The sequence below is a fragment of the Membranihabitans marinus genome, from assembly GCF_019802045.1.
Lineage (GTDB): Bacteria > Bacteroidota > Bacteroidia > Chitinophagales > Saprospiraceae > Membranihabitans > Membranihabitans marinus_A.
In genome coordinates this window covers 156,645-173,785 of sequence record NZ_JAHVHU010000010.1, presented here as the reverse complement: position 1 = coordinate 173,785, position 17,141 = coordinate 156,645, and the positions used below count along the sequence as shown (strand labels likewise).

Genomic DNA, 17,141 nt, shown 5'->3' with positions numbered 1-17,141 from the left:
TGCCGGGAGCTTAGATCCTTGGTTATCAAAACCTATTCCATTTACTGGTAGCTGCGGTATTTTCGAATGAATAGATGAGATAATCATCTATTCAATTCTGTCCAAAATTGAAATGACTGTTTATCTTTTGATCAGCTGGAATTAAAAACAAGCTCGAAGAACTATTGGTTTATCCGGTTGATTTGGTTTCTGAAGGGTATCTGCCCCCCAATCTCAAAGAATACATCTTGTTGGGAGATCTACAGCTTATATAAGAAAATTGACACAGGTCAATTGAGGTTGCGACATATTTTTTTGACAACATTTTTAAAATTGAAAGTAATTTAACTGTAGCAACTTAAAAATAGAAAGCCGCAAACAACTCCTTGCCATTGGATTCATTGATAAATTTAAAATCATTACGGTTCCCAATCCCAACAATGGATTTCCAGATTCTTCAGTCCAGGCCTGTCTGTTCCTTGATACTTCATGACCATATTTCGACCATCGATGTGATAAGTATAGGATCCGGTGAGATCCGGCAATTTCTTATCCGAGTGGTCTTCCAGTCGTTTGATTGTTAATAACTCATCATTTACAATGTGGAACCGGTATTCGTCCTGGGTGAATTGATGGTCGATGGGCCTACTTAGAATCATCCAGCATTCTCCATAGTTTTCGTCATTGGTCCCCCAGTCATTATTCATGCTTTTTTTACAAATATTAAAAGATATCTGAGAAGAAATCAGAAAATTGAATTCAGAAAATTGAGTTGTATCTATACTTTGAACCGATTGGACTGCCCAAATACCTTTCGCTAAAGTATTACCATGTATGTTGTGCTCTTCGCAAGACCAACAAATGATTAAAAATAAGTAGATCAAGGATAGATTTTGGAACTTCGAAAAAAGTTTGAAGTCATATAGCAAAAATTATAATTCTATATATTTGATGAAAAATGTAGAAATATATTATCTATATACATATGCTTCACAAATATGTCACCCTGTTTGTTTGTCTATTATTCATTCTTCGTCTGGCTTTTACCACCCAGCCCCCCATAGGATATGAACACACCTGGCGTCAATCCACAGGACTAATGTATGCCCGCAATTTTGTGGAGACCGATGCGAATTTTTTCCATCCGCGGATTGATGATAATGCCGGCGGAACCGGTATTCTGGTGCTGGAAGCTCCGATTTTGTATTATGGGATGTACTTGCTTTCTCAACCCTTTGGGTATCAGGATTGGTACGGCCGGCTGATCAATCTCATCGTATCTTCTTTGGGGTTGTATTTTTTCTTTTTGCTCGTTCGCCGATTTTTCACAGAACGCGTGGGTTTCTTTGCGACATTAATCCTGACCACGTCGCTGTGGTTGATCTTTTCGCGCGAGACCATGCAGGATACCATGGCTGTTTCTTTTCTCTTTATGGCGTTGCACTTTTGTTTCAATTACTTCAGCCGAGGTGGATGGAAAAATCTGGCCGGTTATGTCCTACTGGCTGCCCTGGGCCTGTTAGCAAAGTTGCCGGCTGGTATGTATTTACTTTTTCCGCTCATCTACTTGTTGAAGTACTCCGTGGATAAACAAAGAATCATCAACTGGGGGTTGATCACCTTAGTCCCGGTCGCCTTGTCCTGCCTTTGGTATTTTGGCTATGCACCCTATGCCTCCGAAAAATACGGGTATTGGCACAATGTCGGTGAATCATTTCCCGATGGATAAAAAATAAATCGTGCGTTTTTCACCCATTTGATTGCTGTTAAGTAATGAATGCCTTGTTTGATTCATGCAGGAGATGCATGGTTCTAGCGATAGATATAATTGAGCTTCTGGTAATCGCTGCCGATTCGGAGCTGGAAGCTTCAGCTACTTTTTGACTCAAGTTCAAAACAACTGTGACTATTTAATATATTTTATTATTTTACAGGCAAAATCTAAACCTCAATTGTAGAAGTATGGATAGTATATCAAATCTAATCCTGGCCATTGGCTTAATGTTGGTGATGTGGGGTATGGGGCTTTCCCTGGTTGTTGACGATTTTAAGCGGGTGGTGCGCTATCCCAAAGCCATGGTTATCGGACTGGTCAGTCAGCTTGTGTTACTTCCTCTGATCGGCTATGCGCTTGTTCTTCTGATGAATGTTCCGGCTGAAATTGCCGTTGGCGTAATGATTCTGGCAGCGTGTCCGGGCGGGGCTACCTCCAATCTAATTACCCACCTTTCCAGAGCGGATGCGGCATTATCAGTCTCATTGACAGCCGTTACCAGTGTGATCACCGTAGTGACTATTCCTTTGATTGTGAATTTTGCCATGGAGTCTTTTTTAGATCAATCGGAGATGATTCGTTTGGACTTCCTGGAAACGATCGTAAAAATTAGCATGATCGTACTAATTCCGGTAGCGCTTGGCATGACTGTCCGTCATTTTTGGCCGCACGTTGCGAACAAATTGGGTAAAACGGTCCGTATTGCTTCCGCAGCAATTCTAATCCTGATTATAGTAGGTGTCGTGATCAAGGAAAAGGATGTGTTGCCGGGTTATTTTGTGGATGCTGGTATTGTGAGCTTATTGCTCAACATTACAACCATATTGGTAGGATTCTTTTTGGGCCGGGTGTTTAGTTTGAGCCCACAGCAATCGACGAGTATCTCCATAGAATCAGGGATGCAAAATGGAACCCTCGCCTTGGCTGTTGCGGGTGGATTACTGAATAATGCAGCCTTTGCTATTGCGCCAGCGGTCTACAGCATCATTATGTTTTTCACGGCCGGCATGATCATATACTGGGGAGTAAATAACTTACCTGCTCCAAAAACTGAGATCTAAAAATGGGTGATCTATAACTGACGCCGTTTATTTACGTCCCATTACTATCACGCCAACAATTAAAAGGATCACACTGATAATGACCGGTGTCCAGTTTGCTGAACTGACCCCAATATCCAATCCAAGAAAACTAAAAGTTTCTGAATCTTGCGCGGCCTGAATCCCAAAAATGATGGTTCCTAACAGACCTATTACCGTTAATATAATTCCAATTGTATTTTTCATACGTGAAAACTAAAAAGAAGAAATGGGATTCCTAAAATAGAGACCGATCAATTTTGACTGAATTGTGTGATTTCGTCAACATTTGTATCAATTCTATCAAAACGATGATCTGTTAGAAATCCCTGGGCACTTATTTCATCAACCAAGATGATTTACAGTTGGTCGCAAACCGGATACATACCGTAATCTCCGGACTTATTTAGTCGCGGGTGTGTCCGTCACCAAAGACGTAATATTTGTTAGTGACGAGTTGTTCCAAGCCAAGTGGCCCTCTATGATGAAGCTTGTCCGTACTAATAGCCAGTTCGGCACCCACACCCATAGCTCCCCCATCGGTAAAGCGCGTGGATGCGTTGTGGTAGACGGCAGCACTGTCTACTTGTTCCATAAACCGGTGCGCAGCCTCGCTATTTTCAGTCAATATGGCGGTAGAATGTCCGCCGGAATATTCGTTAATTTTATCAATTGCTTCATCCATGTCGTCCACGAAATCAACCAGTATCTTCATTGCCAAAAACTCTTCGTACCAAATGTCCCCGTTTTCCGATGAATCTGAATCTGGTGTAATCACTTCCACACCATTTTCTTTCAAGGTGGCGAGCAAGCTTTTATACCTGGATTCCAGATCAGTTGCATTTTTATTGATTAGAACTTTGTCCAGCGCGTTGCATGCAGATATTTTATCGGTTTTCGCATTGAGGATAACCTTCATGGTTTTATCCCAATCGGCATCCGCATCAACATATAAGAAGTTGTTTCCACGACCACTGACCAACACAGGGCATTCTGCGTGTTCTTTGACAAAGGCGATTAATCGCTCACCGCCTCTGGGCACGATCAGATCTAATTTTTGATCCGGGTTTTTCAAAAACTCCTGAGTCGCCTGTCGATCCATGGTGAATAATGTGATCCAATCTTTATCCAATCCGTTTTCTTCCAGTGCCTGATGCCACAAGTCGACCAATACCTGGTTACTGTGGATTGCTTCTTTACCTCCTTTAAGTAGTATTTTATTGTTGGCTTTAAAAGCCAATACGGCAGCTTCTATGGTGACGTCTGGCCGTGATTCATAGATGATCATAATCGTACCAAATGGAGCGGTCCGGTTAATGATTTGTAATCCCGTATCCAGCTTACGTTCTGATTTTGTGACACCTACCGGATCATCCTGGTCCTTGACTTCCCGCACGGACCGGATCATATCATCCACTTTCTTATCGTCAACGATCAACCGGTCATATAGTGCCTGATCATCTCTCTGGAAGGCATCCAGGTCTTTCTTGTTTCCTGCTATAACTTGGTCTCTTTTCTGATCCAATAGGTTGATCATAGACTGTAGAACCTGATTCTTCTTCTCTGTGGTAAGTAACTTCATATACTGATTAAAAATTTATAATATAACTTTATACTGATTAAAAATTTATAATATAACTTATGGTGTTCCATCCAATTATCTAATGCCACCTGTCAAAGATTGTTCTATACAACCGGCTGCTTTTTATTATTTAAATTATGGTGTAAAATAGAATTTCAATGGAAAGCCCGTTGAAATTTCATTGGATGGCAGATCCAGACTTAAAGATGAGGGTGCTGATGGCGCATTGAAATTAAAGAAAATCCAATTCCAACTTGGCTTCTTCACTCATCATATCCATGGTCCAGGGTGGTTCGAAGGTCAGGTCAACATGAACATCAGTCACCTCTTCCAGCTCGCTGATCTTTTGCTGTACTTCCATGACGATCTGACCTGCAACCGGACAAGCCGGAGCGGTCAAAGTCATGACAACGAACACAACATTGTCATCTTTAATCGTAATATCATATACCAGCCCTAGTTCATAGATATTTACCGGAATCTCCGGGTCTTCTACAGTGTATAGTACTTCTATTATTTTATCTTTCAAAGTGGCCATATCATTCGTATTTTGTTATTTTATCTTTTGCTGTTGTAGTGCGACGGCATACAACTTCATTTGTTTGATCATGGCAAGCAAACCATTCGAACGAGTAGGGGAGAGGTGGTTTTGTAGTCCTATTTTCTGGATAAAGTAGAGTTTGGATGATGCAATATCTTCGGCTTTATGACCCGAAAGTACTTTTATCACAAGACTAACCAGTCCTTTTGTAATGATCGCATCACTGTCTGCTGTGTAAAAAACCTTGCCATTTTTTTCTTCTGCGTGCATCCAGACTTGAGACTGACACCCTTTTATCAAATGTTCGTCTTTTTTATATTGATCATCGATGAGCGGCACTTCCTTGCCGAGTTGAATAAGCAATTCATATTTGTCCATCCAGTCATCAAAATAGGAGAACTCCTCAATAATCTCATTCTGCTTTTCGTCGATCGTCTGTTTGTCCATAATTATCCCAACATTTTCTGGGCTTTCAAAATTCCTTCTTTGAGTTTATTCACGTCCGTTTTATTATTGTAGAAGGCGAACGATGCTCGGACCGTTCCCGGAATTCCATAAAAATCCATAATGGGTTCGGTACAGTGATGCCCGGTGCGCACAGCTATTCCCAATTTGTCCAGGATTTCACCTGTATCAAAAGGATGAATCCCATCCAATAAAAACGAGATGGCACCCGAACGATGTTTTGGAGTTGCTACAAACGATAAGCCATCGATGGCTGCTAACTCATCGACCGCATGGCTGATCAGCTTTTCCTCGTATTGACGAATAGACTTCAATCCTACTTTTTGGACGTATTTAATGGCAGCATCCAACCCGATGACCCCGGCTATATGTGGAGTTCCTGCTTCAAACTTAAAGGGCAGGCTGTTGAAAGTGGTCTTTTCAAAAGATACCGTTTTGATCATTTCTCCTCCTCCCTGATAAGGGGGCATCTTGTCCAGCCATTTCTCTTTTCCGTAAAGAATCCCCATTCCGGTTGGTCCAAAAACTTTGTGGCTCGAAAATGCCAGAAAATCCACGTCCAGCTTCTGGACATCGATCGTCATGTGTTGGATGGCTTGTGCACTGTCAAGCATCACCGGAATATCATGCCGGTGGGCCAGTTCAATAATTTTTTCTACCGGATTGACCGTGCCAAGCGCATTGGACACATAGGCCAGCGAAATAATTTTTACTTTATCATCGAACAGTTTTTCATACTCTTCCATGATTAGATCGCCATCCTGACCGATTGGAATCACGCGCAATTCTGCTTTTTGTTGCTCACAGATTAATTGCCACGGCACAATGTTGGAATGGTGTTCCAGCCCGGAAATAATTACAGCATCCCCTTCCTTTACAAAAGCCCGACCAAAACTGGAAGCCACCAGGTTGATGCTTTCTGTCGTTCCTCTGGTAAAGATGATTTCGTGCTCGTGCTCTGCATTGAGAAATTGACGCAATGTTCGACGCGCCTCTTCAAATTGATCCGTGGCTTTCTGGCTAAGATAGTGCACACCCCGGTGCACATTGCTATTGTCGGCCGAATAATAATTTGAAAGTACATCGATAACCGCTTGCGGCTTTTGGGTCGTGGCGGCATTATCAAGATACACCAGCGGTCGCCCATACACTTCCTGATGCAGTGCTGGGAAATCCCTTCGATATTGCGTAATATCGTTTATGGTCGAATCTATAGTAGACTTTTTTATCATTGGTTTTGATTTCCTGTTGTCATAATGACAACATGCCACGCGAATTGTTGAAGAACGACCGCAAAATAACGTATTCACTACTACCCGGTAAAGAGCAACAGCAGTCGCAATCGTTCCTTAGGAAATCACGCCGGTCATTACCTTGTCAATTTCTTCATTGAGCATTGCTTTGATTTCTTCATCAACCAATTTTTCAGTGACATCAAAAGCAAACGCATTAACCAACATACTTTGGGCATCTGCCTTGGACAACCCCCGGGCTCTTAGATAGAACAAAGCCTCATCATCCAATTGGCCTATGGTTGAACCATGACTACATTTGACGTCATCGGCAAATATTTCAAGCTGAGGCTTGGAATAAATCGCCGCATCATCACTAAATAGGATGTTGTTGTTCTGCTGAAACGCATTTGTTTTTTGAGCAATGGAGTGAACATAAACCTTACCGTTGAAGACAGCTCTGGAACGGTCCGTCAATATTCCTTTATACAATTGATTGCTTTCACAATCTGGCTCTCTGTGATTCACCAAAGTGTGGTTGTCAACCAGTTGGTTCTCATTGGTCAGATACAAACCATACATATGAGATTCAATGTTACTGCCGTTGATATCCAGATTGAGATTATTTCGCACAAAATTCATCCCAGGCAGTGTAAATGTATAGTTGTTATACAGACTGTCTTGTTTTTGCTCGACTTCGGTATGTTCGACCATGCGCAGATTGCTGTGCGCTTTTTGCAACTTAATGTGGTGAAGCGTAGCATTTGGTTCCACTAAAATTTCGGTGGCACTATTTCGAAAGCTAACAGGGGCATGACCAGAGTGGTAATAACTTTCAATAATTTCTGCTTCCCCGCCTTCTTCGACCACGAAAATATTCTTCGTGATGTTGAATTGTTTTTGCTCTCCGCCGGCATAATGAACCAAATGAATCGGATGATCGATTTTTACATTTTTGGGAATATGGATGTAAATTCCCTTTGTAAATAAAGCGGTATTCATAGCCAGAAAAGGATTGGCTCCGTAATTTCTGGATTTTGAAAGTCGCTCTTTTACGGTTGGCTCCCGAAGAACGTCAATAATGGGTGCGATGGTACATTGCGAAGAATCCGGTAATTCGGATTGTTCCGGATCAAACCGACCATTGATCATTACAATCTTATACCCAGGTAATTGTTTGCCAAAATATGGCGCATCTGCCGGTGCTATGGTGTTTGTATCCTCCTGATCTACTTCAAAAGGTTCGTTGAGGTATCGTTTGACGGGTGTATATTTCCAGTCTTCATTCTTCAATGTAGGAAATCCACTTTCCTGAAAAAAGCTAAAAGCAACTTCACGGATAGGTACCAGATAATCGGGCTTGTCGCAAACCTGACATTCGGATACTCCTTGATAATCATTCAGAATTTGCTCTCTGAATTCCACATCTATTTGAGCTAACATAGGCTATATTTATTATTATTTGATAGTTAGGAAGTAACTGGTTCTTTTTTGAGCCAGTCATATCCTTTTTCTTCCAATTCCAGTGCCAGATTTTTGTCACCGGAACGTACAATTTGACCATCGTTTAAGACATGGACAAAATCAGGTACGATATAATCCAACAAACGTTGGTAATGGGTAATAATGATAAACGCTTTATCTTTGGAATGAAGTTTATTCACGCCATCTGCAACTATGCGTAAAGCATCTATATCAAGGCCGGAATCAGTTTCATCCAAAATCGCTAAAGTAGGATCAAGCATGGCCATTTGAAATATTTCATTTCGTTTCTTTTCTCCACCGGAGAATCCTTCATTTAAAGATCTGTTCGCCAGGGCAGAATCAAATTGAACCAGCTCCTGCATTTCACGTGTTCGTTTTAAAAAATCACGTGCTGAAAGTGGCTCTAGTTTTTGATGCTCACGAACCTCGTTCACTGCGGTTTTGAGAAATGAAATATTGGATACTCCTGGAATTTCTACCGGATACTGGAAGGCCATAAATACACCATCTCGAGCCCGGATTTCCGGATCCATATCGAGAAGATCCTGTCCCTTGTAGGTGACATCGCCATCAGTGACTTCAAATTCTTCTCTTCCTGCTAATACCGAAGCAAGAGAACTTTTCCCCGATCCGTTGGGACCCATTATGGCGTGAATTTCGCCTGCATTTACTTTAAGATTCAGGCCTTTGAGAACCTCATTGCCATCAATTACCGCGTGGAGGTTTTTTATTTCCAACATATTATTCGTGTTAATTTTAGATTGCTTAATAAATATTTATCCGACACTGCCTTCCAGGGTAAGGGCGAGAAGCTTTTTGGCTTCGACCGCAAATTCCATTGGCAATTTACTGAGTACTTCTTTCGCATAGCCATTGACTATAAGAGCAACTGCTTTCTCAGGATCAATGCCCCGCTGGTTTAGATAAAAAATTTGGTCTTCACCAATTTTTGAGGTTGTAGCTTCGTGTTCCAGCATGGCTGTTTTGTTCCTGGATTCGATGTACGGAAAGGTATGGGCACCACATCGATTTCCGATTAGCAGGGAATCGCATTGGGTGAAATTCCGTGCTTTGTGGGCGCCTTTTCCGATCTGGACCAGACCCCGGTAACTGTTATTACTGTACCCAGCAGAAATTCCTTTGGATATTATTCGGCTTTTTGTGTTTTTGCCGATGTGGTTTATTTTGGTACCTGTGTCAGCGATCTGTTTGCCTTTGGTTACAGCCACCGAATAAAACTCACCAACCGAATCGTCTCCCTTTAGAATCACGCTCGGATACTTCCATGTGATGGAAGAACCGGTTTCCACCTGGGTCCATGATATCTTGGAACGATCTCCTTTACAAATTCCTCGCTTGGTTACAAAGTTGTAAATTCCTCCCTTCCCTTCTTCATCACCAGGAAACCAGTTCTGAACGGTCGAATATTTGATTTCTGCACCTTCCATGGCGACCAGCTCGACGACGGCGGCATGAAGTTGGTTTTCATCACGCTGGGGTGCTGTACATCCTTCGAGATAGCTGACATAGCTGTCTTTTTCTGCGATGATCAGCGTACGTTCAAATTGTCCTGTATTTTGAGCGTTAATTCTGAAATACGTCGATAGTTCCATCGGACAACGAACCCCTTCCGGAATATAGACAAAGGAACCATCAGAGAATACTGCTGAGTTCAATGAAGCGTAAATATTATCTGAATATGGAACTACGGTACCCAAATATTTGCGTACAAGCTCCGGATGGTTTTTGACTGCTTCACTCATCGAGCAGAATATAATCCCAAGTTTTCCTAATTCTTCTTTATAAGTGGTGGCTATGGATACACTGTCGAACACTGCATCAACAGCTACACCTGCCAACAATTTTTGTTCTTCAAGTGGAATGCCCAATCGTTCATATGTTCTGAGCAATTCAGGATCTACCTCATCGAGGCTGTCATATTTTGGTTGATCCTTCGGCGCTGCATAATAAGAGATGCCTTGAAAATCAACATCAGGTGCTTTAAAGTTCTGCCATTCAGGCATTTTCGATTTCAGAAAAGCCTGATACCCTTTCATTCTCCATTCCAAGAGCCACTCCGGTTCTTCTTTTTTTGCCGATATAAAGGCTACAACTTCCTCATTGAGCCCTGGAGGTAAAATATCCATGTCAATGTCCGTCACGAATCCATGTTCGTATTCCCGGGTGGTAAAGTCATCAATTATTTCATTTTCGGTTCTCATTGTCCTTATTTTTTAAGCGGTTAAAAGCCCAACATGTCTGTAGATTCGAAAACATTCTTATAAAACAGATTATCATGTTGATAGCCAATGTGGTAAATTAGATTTATAAGGCAGGCCTTCTAACCTTGTTTCCATGTGAATTCCAGTCGCCAAAGTTAAGCCCTTTGACCCGATTAACAAAAGTATTTGGGTTATGTTTATTCAGAATTAATATAAATACGAGGAATTGGTAGAAGAATTGGACAGGAATTATCAAAGCAGATGAGTCTGATTTTTTATGGAAGATTAGGATTGAATCAGAAGGCATCATTTTTCGGTCTATATTGTTGATGGGGGGAGAACATTGGGGAGTGTGATCTGTCCGTTTCCATATTATCCTTAAAGGCGCCCATCTCGTCCTTGAAAAGGAGCGTTTCATCTTTGAAGACCTTCATTTCATCTTTGAATTCTTTCAGTTCTGTTGAAAGAGTAGCTAGTTTTTTATTAGTTTGTTCAGCCTGATTGTTGACACGCTCAAAACTGCTTTCTGTGTTAACCATAAAGCGTTCAAATGCATTTTCAAGATTGGTGACCCGTTCATTTACATTTACCGCTATTGGATTTGTTGCTTAATATGAATTCAATTGATCAACTTGTACGGAATAAAGATATTTCCAGTGGATAAAATAAATTAATCTTCCACCGGCGGCTCATAGTCCTTTCCGGCAATGACTACAACCATTTCTCCTTTGATGGAGTCGCGTTCGTCCAGGATGCCTTTGACTTCGCTGACGGTTCCACGGATGTATTCTTCGTGGATTTTAGTTAATTCCCTCGCGATACATACCAAGCGGTCATTCCCCAGATAGGTTCCACATTCCATCAGGAATTTTTCGATTCTGTACGGGGATTCATAAGCTATGATTGTCTCTTTGCGGGTAGCGAGATTTTCCCATTTCTTTTTCCGGCCTTTTTTGTGTGGAAGAAAACCGGCAAAATAAAATTGATCTGAAGGGAGTCCGGAAGCGACAAGTGCTGCTGTGAGAGCATTGGGACCAGGGAGGCTGGACACAATAATATCTTCTTCTGTACATGCTCGAACCAGTAAAAATCCAGGATCAGAAATGCCCGGCATCCCCGCGTCTGAAACCAAAGCGACTTTTTTGCCTTCTTTTAAATGAGTGAGAACGGCATTGAGTTTTTTCTTTTCATTATGTTGATGGTAGGAGGTCGTTCTTGCATCAATCTCATAATGTCGCAAAAGGATTTGTGTCTTTCGGGTATCTTCTGCCAGTATATAATCAACAGACTTTAGTACTTCGATAGCCCGGACGGTAATGTCTTCCAGATTTCCAATCGGTGTAGGTACCAGGTATAGCATTAGGAGAGAGGTTCTATATTGAATTCATATTTTTCCATGATAAGGTTGGCCAATAATTTTTTGCAAGATGTATCAACAATCTTTTCCGCTTCTTCCTTGGAATCTGCGTCAACGATCATTTCAATATATTTCCCAATCCGAACTTGATCTACCTCATGAATACCAATATTGGGTAAATTCTTTCCAACTGTTTTACCCTGGGGGTCGAGCAGTTCAGCGTGAGGCATGATCTTTATTTCAGCTTTGTATTTCATGGTGTAATTGTATAATGAATCGCAAATATATTCAATATCCCCTAATAACAGGAATTATTCAGTGGAATTCATTGGGAGTATTGCTGCGCGGTTATGGGTTTTGACTTTTGCTCAATTGAATTGGTAATCAGCAACTGTACAATATAGCACATGAGGAGGCGTCTATCTCTCCATCCGTGTAAAGCAATAAGATAGAGCTGGCGGAATTTTAAGTTTAATTCCCTAAAATTTGGTTATGTAATCTTTTTTGATGTAGTTTTAGCTCAAATTCTTAGAAAGGAATACCTTTGAAATTTCATAACTTATCTAAAAACTTAATCGAAATTGTCCACATTTAACATTCAGGGAAAGAAAATTGTCATATCTGGAGGTACCGGAGTTCTGGGACAGACTGCTGTCTCATATTTTTTAGCACAAGGCGCAAAGGTTTGCATACTCAATCGGAATCCTGATAAACTAGAGAAATTATTAGAGGACTGGAGAGATATTTCCGGGGACGTATTTGGTTTTTCCGGCGATGTAACCGATGAGAAATTTTTACAAAAGGTTCGGGCGGGGATCGTAGAACGTTGGACGTCCATCGATGTGTTGGTGAATGCAGCAGGAGGCAATATGCCTGGAGCGGTTATTCAGCCTGATAGTTCATTTTTTGATGCCAGTGTTTCTGATCTTCGTAAAGTATTTGATCTTAATTTGATGGGAACTTTATTGCCAACCTATGTGCTGGCTGATCTTTTTCCGAAAGACAGTCATAGTAGTGTGATTAATTATTCGTCCATGTCGGCTGACCGGGTGATCACAAGAGTTCTGGGGTATTCAATGGCGAAAGGGGCCGTTGATATCTTTACCAAGTGGCTGGCTGTGGAATTTGCTACAAAATACGGTGAACGGATCCGTGTCAATGCTGTGGCCCCTGGTTTTTTTCTGACTGAGCAAAATAAAAATTTATTAACCAATACCGATGAAACACTAACTTCTCGGGGAGAAAGTATCATTCAGAATACACCGTTTGGACGATTTGGTAGAGCAGAAGAATTGAATGGAATATTACAATTCCTTATGAGTGATGCATCGTCCTTCATGACGGGGACAGTGATTCCGGTGGATGGTGGATTTAGTGCCTTTAGCGGCGTATAGGTTAGCGATTATTGATTACAACAAAATATAATATAAAAGTGGAATACATTTTTACACATACGATGCGGTGGTATGGACCTGACGATGCAGTAAGTCTCGCCGATATAAGACAATCAGGAGCAACGGGAGTTGTTACAGCGCTTCACCACATACCCAATGGGGATGTATGGTCGATGGAAGAGATTGAAAAAAGAAAATCAGAAGTTAATGAAGCTGGTCTGGATTGGCATGTCGTGGAGAGCCTTCCGGTTACCGAGGCGATGAAACTAAATCTTCCGGAAGCAAAAACCCACATTGAAAACTATAAAAAATCAATACGTAATCTTGCCATAGCCGGAGTCAAGGTCATTACATATAATTTTATGCCTGTATTGGACTGGACACGAACCCGGTTGTATCACGAATTGGAAGATGGTTCGCTGGCGCTATATTTTAGTATAGTTGATTTAGCCGCTTTTGATTTATATATCTTACAGCGTGAAGGAGCGGCAAACGATTATACCCCACAGATCATCGAAGAAGCTCGGAAACTGTTCGGTGAAATGACGGATAAAGCTAAAAAAATTCTTGCCCGGAATATTTTGGCCGGACTCCCCGGTTCTGAAGCAGGTTATGATCTAGCTACATTCAGAGACCGATTGGCAATGTATGATACAGTTAGTGCTGACCAGTTGCGTAGGAATCTGATAACTTTTCTAGAAGAAGTAGTCCCCGTCGCAGAAGAAAACGGTGTGTCACTGGCTATTCACCCGGATGATCCGCCTTTCCAAATCTTTGGAATTCCCCGTATTGTCAGCACAGAGGCAGATTACGATGCTTTTATTTCGGCAGTTCCATCAATTGCCAATGGCTTGTGTTTTTGTTCTGGTTCACTTGGGGCTCGAAGAGATAACGACCTGACGCATATGATGACCAAATATAGGGATCGAATACATTTTCTGCATCTCCGAAGCGTCGAATTGGTTGATGATTATCATTTCTATGAAGCCGATCATTTGGAAGGAAATGCTGATATGGTGTCTTTAGTAAACGTATTCAGTAATGATAACCGGTTCGTATATATGCGACCGGATCATGGGCATGCGATGATGTGCGATTTGGCAAACCGAAATACGAATCCGGGTTATACGGCGGTAGGTCGTATGAAAGGTTTGCGTGCGATTATGGGTATAGAAAAAGCGATCCTTCAATTAAATCAAAAATCATGAAAAGAATCGGATTCTTGTTGGTAGCTGTTTGGATATCCCTTGCCTTTTCGTGTCAGAAGAACGCGCAGCAAACTACGATTATCCTGGGACACTCGTTGCCCACAGCACACCCGGTTCATAATGCTATCATGTATTTTGCCGATCAAGCCTTTGCCAATTCAGATGGGAAGTTACAAATTAAAGTATATCCAAATAGTCAACTGGGGTCCGAACGGGAGGTTCTGGAATTAGTTCAAATCGGGAGTGTGGGGATGACCAAAGTAAGTGCAGGTACCATGGCAAATTTTTCTCCTAAATACCGTGTACTTGGAGTTCCTTATCTTTTCAGAGGAGAAGAACACGCCTGGGATGTTCTCGAGGGTGAAATCGGCCGGGAAATCCTGGATAGCGGACAGGAATACTTATTAAATGGATTGGTATTTTATGATGCAGGTAGCCGGAGTTTCTATACCAAAGATGTACCTATACGCACAGCAGAAGATGTGAAAGGATTGAAACTGAGAGTGATGAATGATCAAATGGCTATCGAGATGGTTAATTTGCTCGGTGGTTCCGCGACGCCCATGTCGTTTGGTGAATTGTATACGGCGCTTCAACAGGGGGTGGTCGATGGCGCAGAGAATAACGCTCCATCGGTCGTTTCTTCGAATCATTATGAAGTATGTAATTACTATACTTTAGATCGACACACCATGTTGCCCGATGTACTGGTCGTAGGTATGACTGTTTGGGAAAAACTTGATGACAAAGAAAAAAGCTGGCTTATGGAAGCGGCTAAGGCATCGCTTGTAGAAGAAAAGAAATTATGGCGTAAAGCGGTAGAAAGCGATATGAAATTCCTCAGAGAACAAGGAATGGAAATCATAGAACCTGACGCAGATTCATTTCGCGAAGCGACAAAGCCCATGAAAGATCGGCTTAGAGCTAATCCAGTGTTAGGTGATCTTCTTGATCGTATTGAAAATCTTAATAAATCATGATATCAGTTTTGAATAAAGTCACGGAGAATATCCTGGTTGGCGTATTCTTTGTGATGACCCTAAGCGTCGTCTGGCAGGTCATGAGTCGATATTTATTTAATATATCGGCTTCCTGGACCGAAGAATTGGCTCGATTTTGTCTGATGTGGCTGGCGGTTCTTGGAGCAGCCTATATTACCGGGAAAAGAGGTCATATTGAAATTGACTATTTCTTTGACAAGTTTTCCCCATCTCAAAAAAGGAGGTTGGATTATTTTGTTGAAACACTGATTTTGATATTCGCCGTTGTGATTTTGATCATCGGGGGTGCTTATTTGATGTATATGACATTTTATCTTGAGCAAAAGTCCCCGGCATTGCAGGTCCCTCTGGGTTTGGTTTATTGCATACTGCCAATAAGCGGAGCATTGATGGTGGTTTACACTATCGATTACATGAAACAAATTAAGAACATAAACTACAGCATCAATGAATCCTGAACTGATCAGCATACTGATACTTTTTATCACATTTTTTGTGCTGCTTTTTCTAAAAGTCCCTGTAGCATTCAGTATTGGGATATCGACAGCCATCACCTTGTTGATAAGCATCCCCTTTTTACCTGCTGTAACAACGATCAGTCAAAGAATGATTACCGGGTTGGATTCTTTTGCTCTGTTAGCCATCCCGTTTTTTATACTTGCGGGGGAAATTATGAACAGAGGCGGAATAGCCCGACGGATGATTAATTTTGCCAAATCTTTAATCGGCTCACTGCCTGGTGGATTGGCTTTTGTAAATATTTTATCTGCCATGCTGTTTGGCGCAATTTCAGGTTCATCAGTAGCTGCGGCTTCCGCAATTGGGGGTATTATGACTGATCGGATGGTAAAAGATGGTTATCCGAGAGGATTTACAGTAGGTGTCAACATCACCTCAGCTTCTACAGGGTTAATTATACCACCCAGTAACGCACTTATAGTTTTTGCGCTTGCTAGTGGCGGATCCGCTTCAGTGGCTGCTTTATTTTTGGCCGGGTATATTCCTGGCATACTGGTTGGTCTTGCTTTGATGGCGGTCGCTTACTATTATGCCAAAAAACTTGATTTGCCAAGAGCCGAGCGGGTGTCTTTTGGTCAGTTGTGGAAGGATTTCAAGGGCGCATTTTTTAGTTTACTCATGCTGGTAGTAGTCGTAGGTGGAATCGTGTTTGGCATTTTTACTGCGACAGAAGCAGCAGCCATCGCAGTGGTCTATGCTGCTGTATTGGCTTTGGTGTACCAGGAGATAAAAGTCTGGGATTTTAAAAGAATTTTACTGGAAAGTGCCAAAACCAACGCAGTGGTGACGTTTCTGATAGGAACATCTATGGCGATGTCCTGGTTGTTTTCTTTCGAAAGTTTCCCGCAGTTTATATCAGAAATATTGCTCAGTAATGTGAGCAATCCAATTATTATATTTTTAATTATTAATCTATTGTTGCTTATCGTAGGAACATTTATGGACCTGACGCCGGCAGTATTGATTTTCACGCCTATCTTTCTACCTTTGGTTACGGAATTAGGTATGAGTCCGGTGCACTTTGGAATTATTATGGTGCTGAATCTTTGCATCGGGTTATGTACGCCACCGGTTGGATCGCTGCTGTTTGTGGGAAGTGGAATTGCGAAGGTCAAGGTCACTGAAGTTATTAAACCTCTTATACCCTTGCTCTTAGCCATGGTCGCAGTGTTGATGCTGATAACCTATGTACCTGAATTGGTCATGTGGCTGCCCGAGTTGTTTGGATACTGATTAGAGAGTAAGGGCTGGTAGTAGTGCGCTGTGTTTTTAAAGGCGTGTTGCGACAGGAACTCTTAAGGAA

Annotated in this window: 19 protein-coding genes; 7 read left to right on the top strand and 12 right to left on the bottom strand. The window is 41.7% G+C overall.

Going from position 1 to position 17,141, the window contains the following annotated elements:
• Window positions 1-398 precede the first annotated feature (398 nt).
• The gene (locus KUV50_RS11890) at window positions 399-686 is read right to left on the bottom strand and encodes a hypothetical protein (RefSeq protein WP_222580376.1); all 288 of its coding nucleotides are present in this window, start codon (window positions 684-686) and stop codon (window positions 399-401) included.
• Window positions 687-964: 278 nt separating this feature from the next.
• Between KUV50_RS11890 and KUV50_RS11885 the strand changes: the two genes are divergently transcribed.
• Both KUV50_RS11885 and KUV50_RS11880 read left to right on the top strand, forming a co-directional pair.
• A complete protein-coding gene (locus tag KUV50_RS11885; protein ID WP_222580375.1) occupies window positions 965-1,708 on the top strand; it encodes a glycosyltransferase family 39 protein in 744 nt (247 codons plus the stop codon).
• Between the two features lie 233 nt (window positions 1,709-1,941).
• The gene (locus tag KUV50_RS11880; protein ID WP_222580374.1) at window positions 1,942-2,814 is read left to right on the top strand and encodes a bile acid:sodium symporter family protein; all 873 of its coding nucleotides are present in this window, start codon (window positions 1,942-1,944) and stop codon (window positions 2,812-2,814) included.
• A 27-nt stretch (window positions 2,815-2,841) separates the two neighbouring features.
• On the opposite strand, the gene KUV50_RS11875 is transcribed toward KUV50_RS11880, so the two are convergent.
• The 11 genes from KUV50_RS11875 to purS all read right to left on the bottom strand — a co-directional run bounded on the left by KUV50_RS11875 (window position 2,842) and on the right by purS (window position 11,973).
• A complete protein-coding gene (locus tag KUV50_RS11875) occupies window positions 2,842-3,039 on the bottom strand; it encodes a hypothetical protein (protein ID WP_222580373.1) in 198 nt (65 codons plus the stop codon).
• A gap of 199 nt (window positions 3,040-3,238) precedes the next feature.
• Window positions 3,239-4,414, bottom strand: coding sequence for a glutamate-5-semialdehyde dehydrogenase (locus tag KUV50_RS11870; RefSeq protein WP_222580372.1), 1,176 nt, complete (start codon window positions 4,412-4,414; stop codon window positions 3,239-3,241).
• Between the two features lie 232 nt (window positions 4,415-4,646).
• Entirely contained in the window at window positions 4,647-4,952 is a 306-nt protein-coding gene (locus KUV50_RS11865; protein ID WP_222580371.1) for a metal-sulfur cluster assembly factor, read from the bottom strand.
• 15 nt (window positions 4,953-4,967) lie between these two features.
• Window positions 4,968-5,402 carry a SufE family protein gene (locus KUV50_RS11860; protein ID WP_222580370.1) on the bottom strand — a complete coding sequence of 145 codons (435 nt, stop codon included), beginning with the start codon at window positions 5,400-5,402 and terminating at the stop codon, window positions 4,968-4,970.
• 2 nt (window positions 5,403-5,404) lie between these two features.
• Window positions 5,405-6,652, bottom strand: a complete 1,248-nt coding sequence (locus KUV50_RS11855) for an aminotransferase class V-fold PLP-dependent enzyme (protein WP_222580369.1) — start codon at window positions 6,650-6,652, stop codon at window positions 5,405-5,407.
• Window positions 6,653-6,769: 117 nt separating this feature from the next.
• Window positions 6,770-8,095 carry a Fe-S cluster assembly protein SufD gene (gene sufD / locus KUV50_RS11850; protein ID WP_222580368.1) on the bottom strand — a complete coding sequence of 442 codons (1,326 nt, stop codon included), beginning with the start codon at window positions 8,093-8,095 and terminating at the stop codon, window positions 6,770-6,772.
• 26 nt (window positions 8,096-8,121) lie between these two features.
• Window positions 8,122-8,877: a Fe-S cluster assembly ATPase SufC gene (gene sufC / locus KUV50_RS11845; RefSeq protein ID WP_222580367.1), complete on the bottom strand. Its 756-nt coding sequence runs from the start codon at window positions 8,875-8,877 to the stop codon at window positions 8,122-8,124.
• A 36-nt stretch (window positions 8,878-8,913) separates the two neighbouring features.
• On the bottom strand, window positions 8,914-10,359 hold the full coding sequence (gene sufB, locus KUV50_RS11840) for a Fe-S cluster assembly protein SufB (RefSeq protein WP_222580366.1): 1,446 nt from the start codon (window positions 10,357-10,359) through the stop codon (window positions 8,914-8,916).
• 296 nt (window positions 10,360-10,655) lie between these two features.
• Window positions 10,656-10,898, bottom strand: a complete 243-nt coding sequence (locus KUV50_RS11835) for a hypothetical protein (protein ID WP_222580365.1) — start codon at window positions 10,896-10,898, stop codon at window positions 10,656-10,658.
• Between the two features lie 131 nt (window positions 10,899-11,029).
• Entirely contained in the window at window positions 11,030-11,719 is a 690-nt protein-coding gene (gene rsmI / locus KUV50_RS11830; RefSeq protein WP_222580364.1) for a 16S rRNA (cytidine(1402)-2'-O)-methyltransferase, read from the bottom strand.
• Window positions 11,719-11,973 carry a phosphoribosylformylglycinamidine synthase subunit PurS gene (purS, locus tag KUV50_RS11825; RefSeq protein WP_222580363.1) on the bottom strand — a complete coding sequence of 85 codons (255 nt, stop codon included), beginning with the start codon at window positions 11,971-11,973 and terminating at the stop codon, window positions 11,719-11,721. The genes rsmI and purS overlap by 1 nt, the downstream gene beginning before the upstream one ends.
• A 324-nt stretch (window positions 11,974-12,297) precedes the next feature.
• Here purS and KUV50_RS11820 point away from each other — a divergent pair, with 324 nt between their 5' ends.
• From KUV50_RS11820 to KUV50_RS11800, 5 genes are all read left to right on the top strand, one after another.
• The gene (locus KUV50_RS11820) at window positions 12,298-13,110 is read left to right on the top strand and encodes an SDR family oxidoreductase (protein ID WP_222580362.1); all 813 of its coding nucleotides are present in this window, start codon (window positions 12,298-12,300) and stop codon (window positions 13,108-13,110) included.
• A gap of 62 nt (window positions 13,111-13,172) precedes the next feature.
• Window positions 13,173-14,318 carry a mannonate dehydratase gene (uxuA, locus tag KUV50_RS11815; RefSeq protein ID WP_222580455.1) on the top strand — a complete coding sequence of 382 codons (1,146 nt, stop codon included), beginning with the start codon at window positions 13,173-13,175 and terminating at the stop codon, window positions 14,316-14,318.
• Window positions 14,315-15,298, top strand: a complete 984-nt coding sequence (locus KUV50_RS11810; protein ID WP_222580361.1) for a TRAP transporter substrate-binding protein — start codon at window positions 14,315-14,317, stop codon at window positions 15,296-15,298. The genes uxuA and KUV50_RS11810 overlap by 4 nt, the downstream gene beginning before the upstream one ends.
• Window positions 15,295-15,777 carry a TRAP transporter small permease gene (locus KUV50_RS11805; protein ID WP_222580360.1) on the top strand — a complete coding sequence of 161 codons (483 nt, stop codon included), beginning with the start codon at window positions 15,295-15,297 and terminating at the stop codon, window positions 15,775-15,777. The genes KUV50_RS11810 and KUV50_RS11805 overlap by 4 nt, the downstream gene beginning before the upstream one ends.
• On the top strand, window positions 15,767-17,071 hold the full coding sequence (locus KUV50_RS11800) for a TRAP transporter large permease (RefSeq protein WP_222580359.1): 1,305 nt from the start codon (window positions 15,767-15,769) through the stop codon (window positions 17,069-17,071). The genes KUV50_RS11805 and KUV50_RS11800 overlap by 11 nt, the downstream gene beginning before the upstream one ends.
• The last annotated feature ends 70 nt before the right edge of the window (window positions 17,072-17,141 follow it).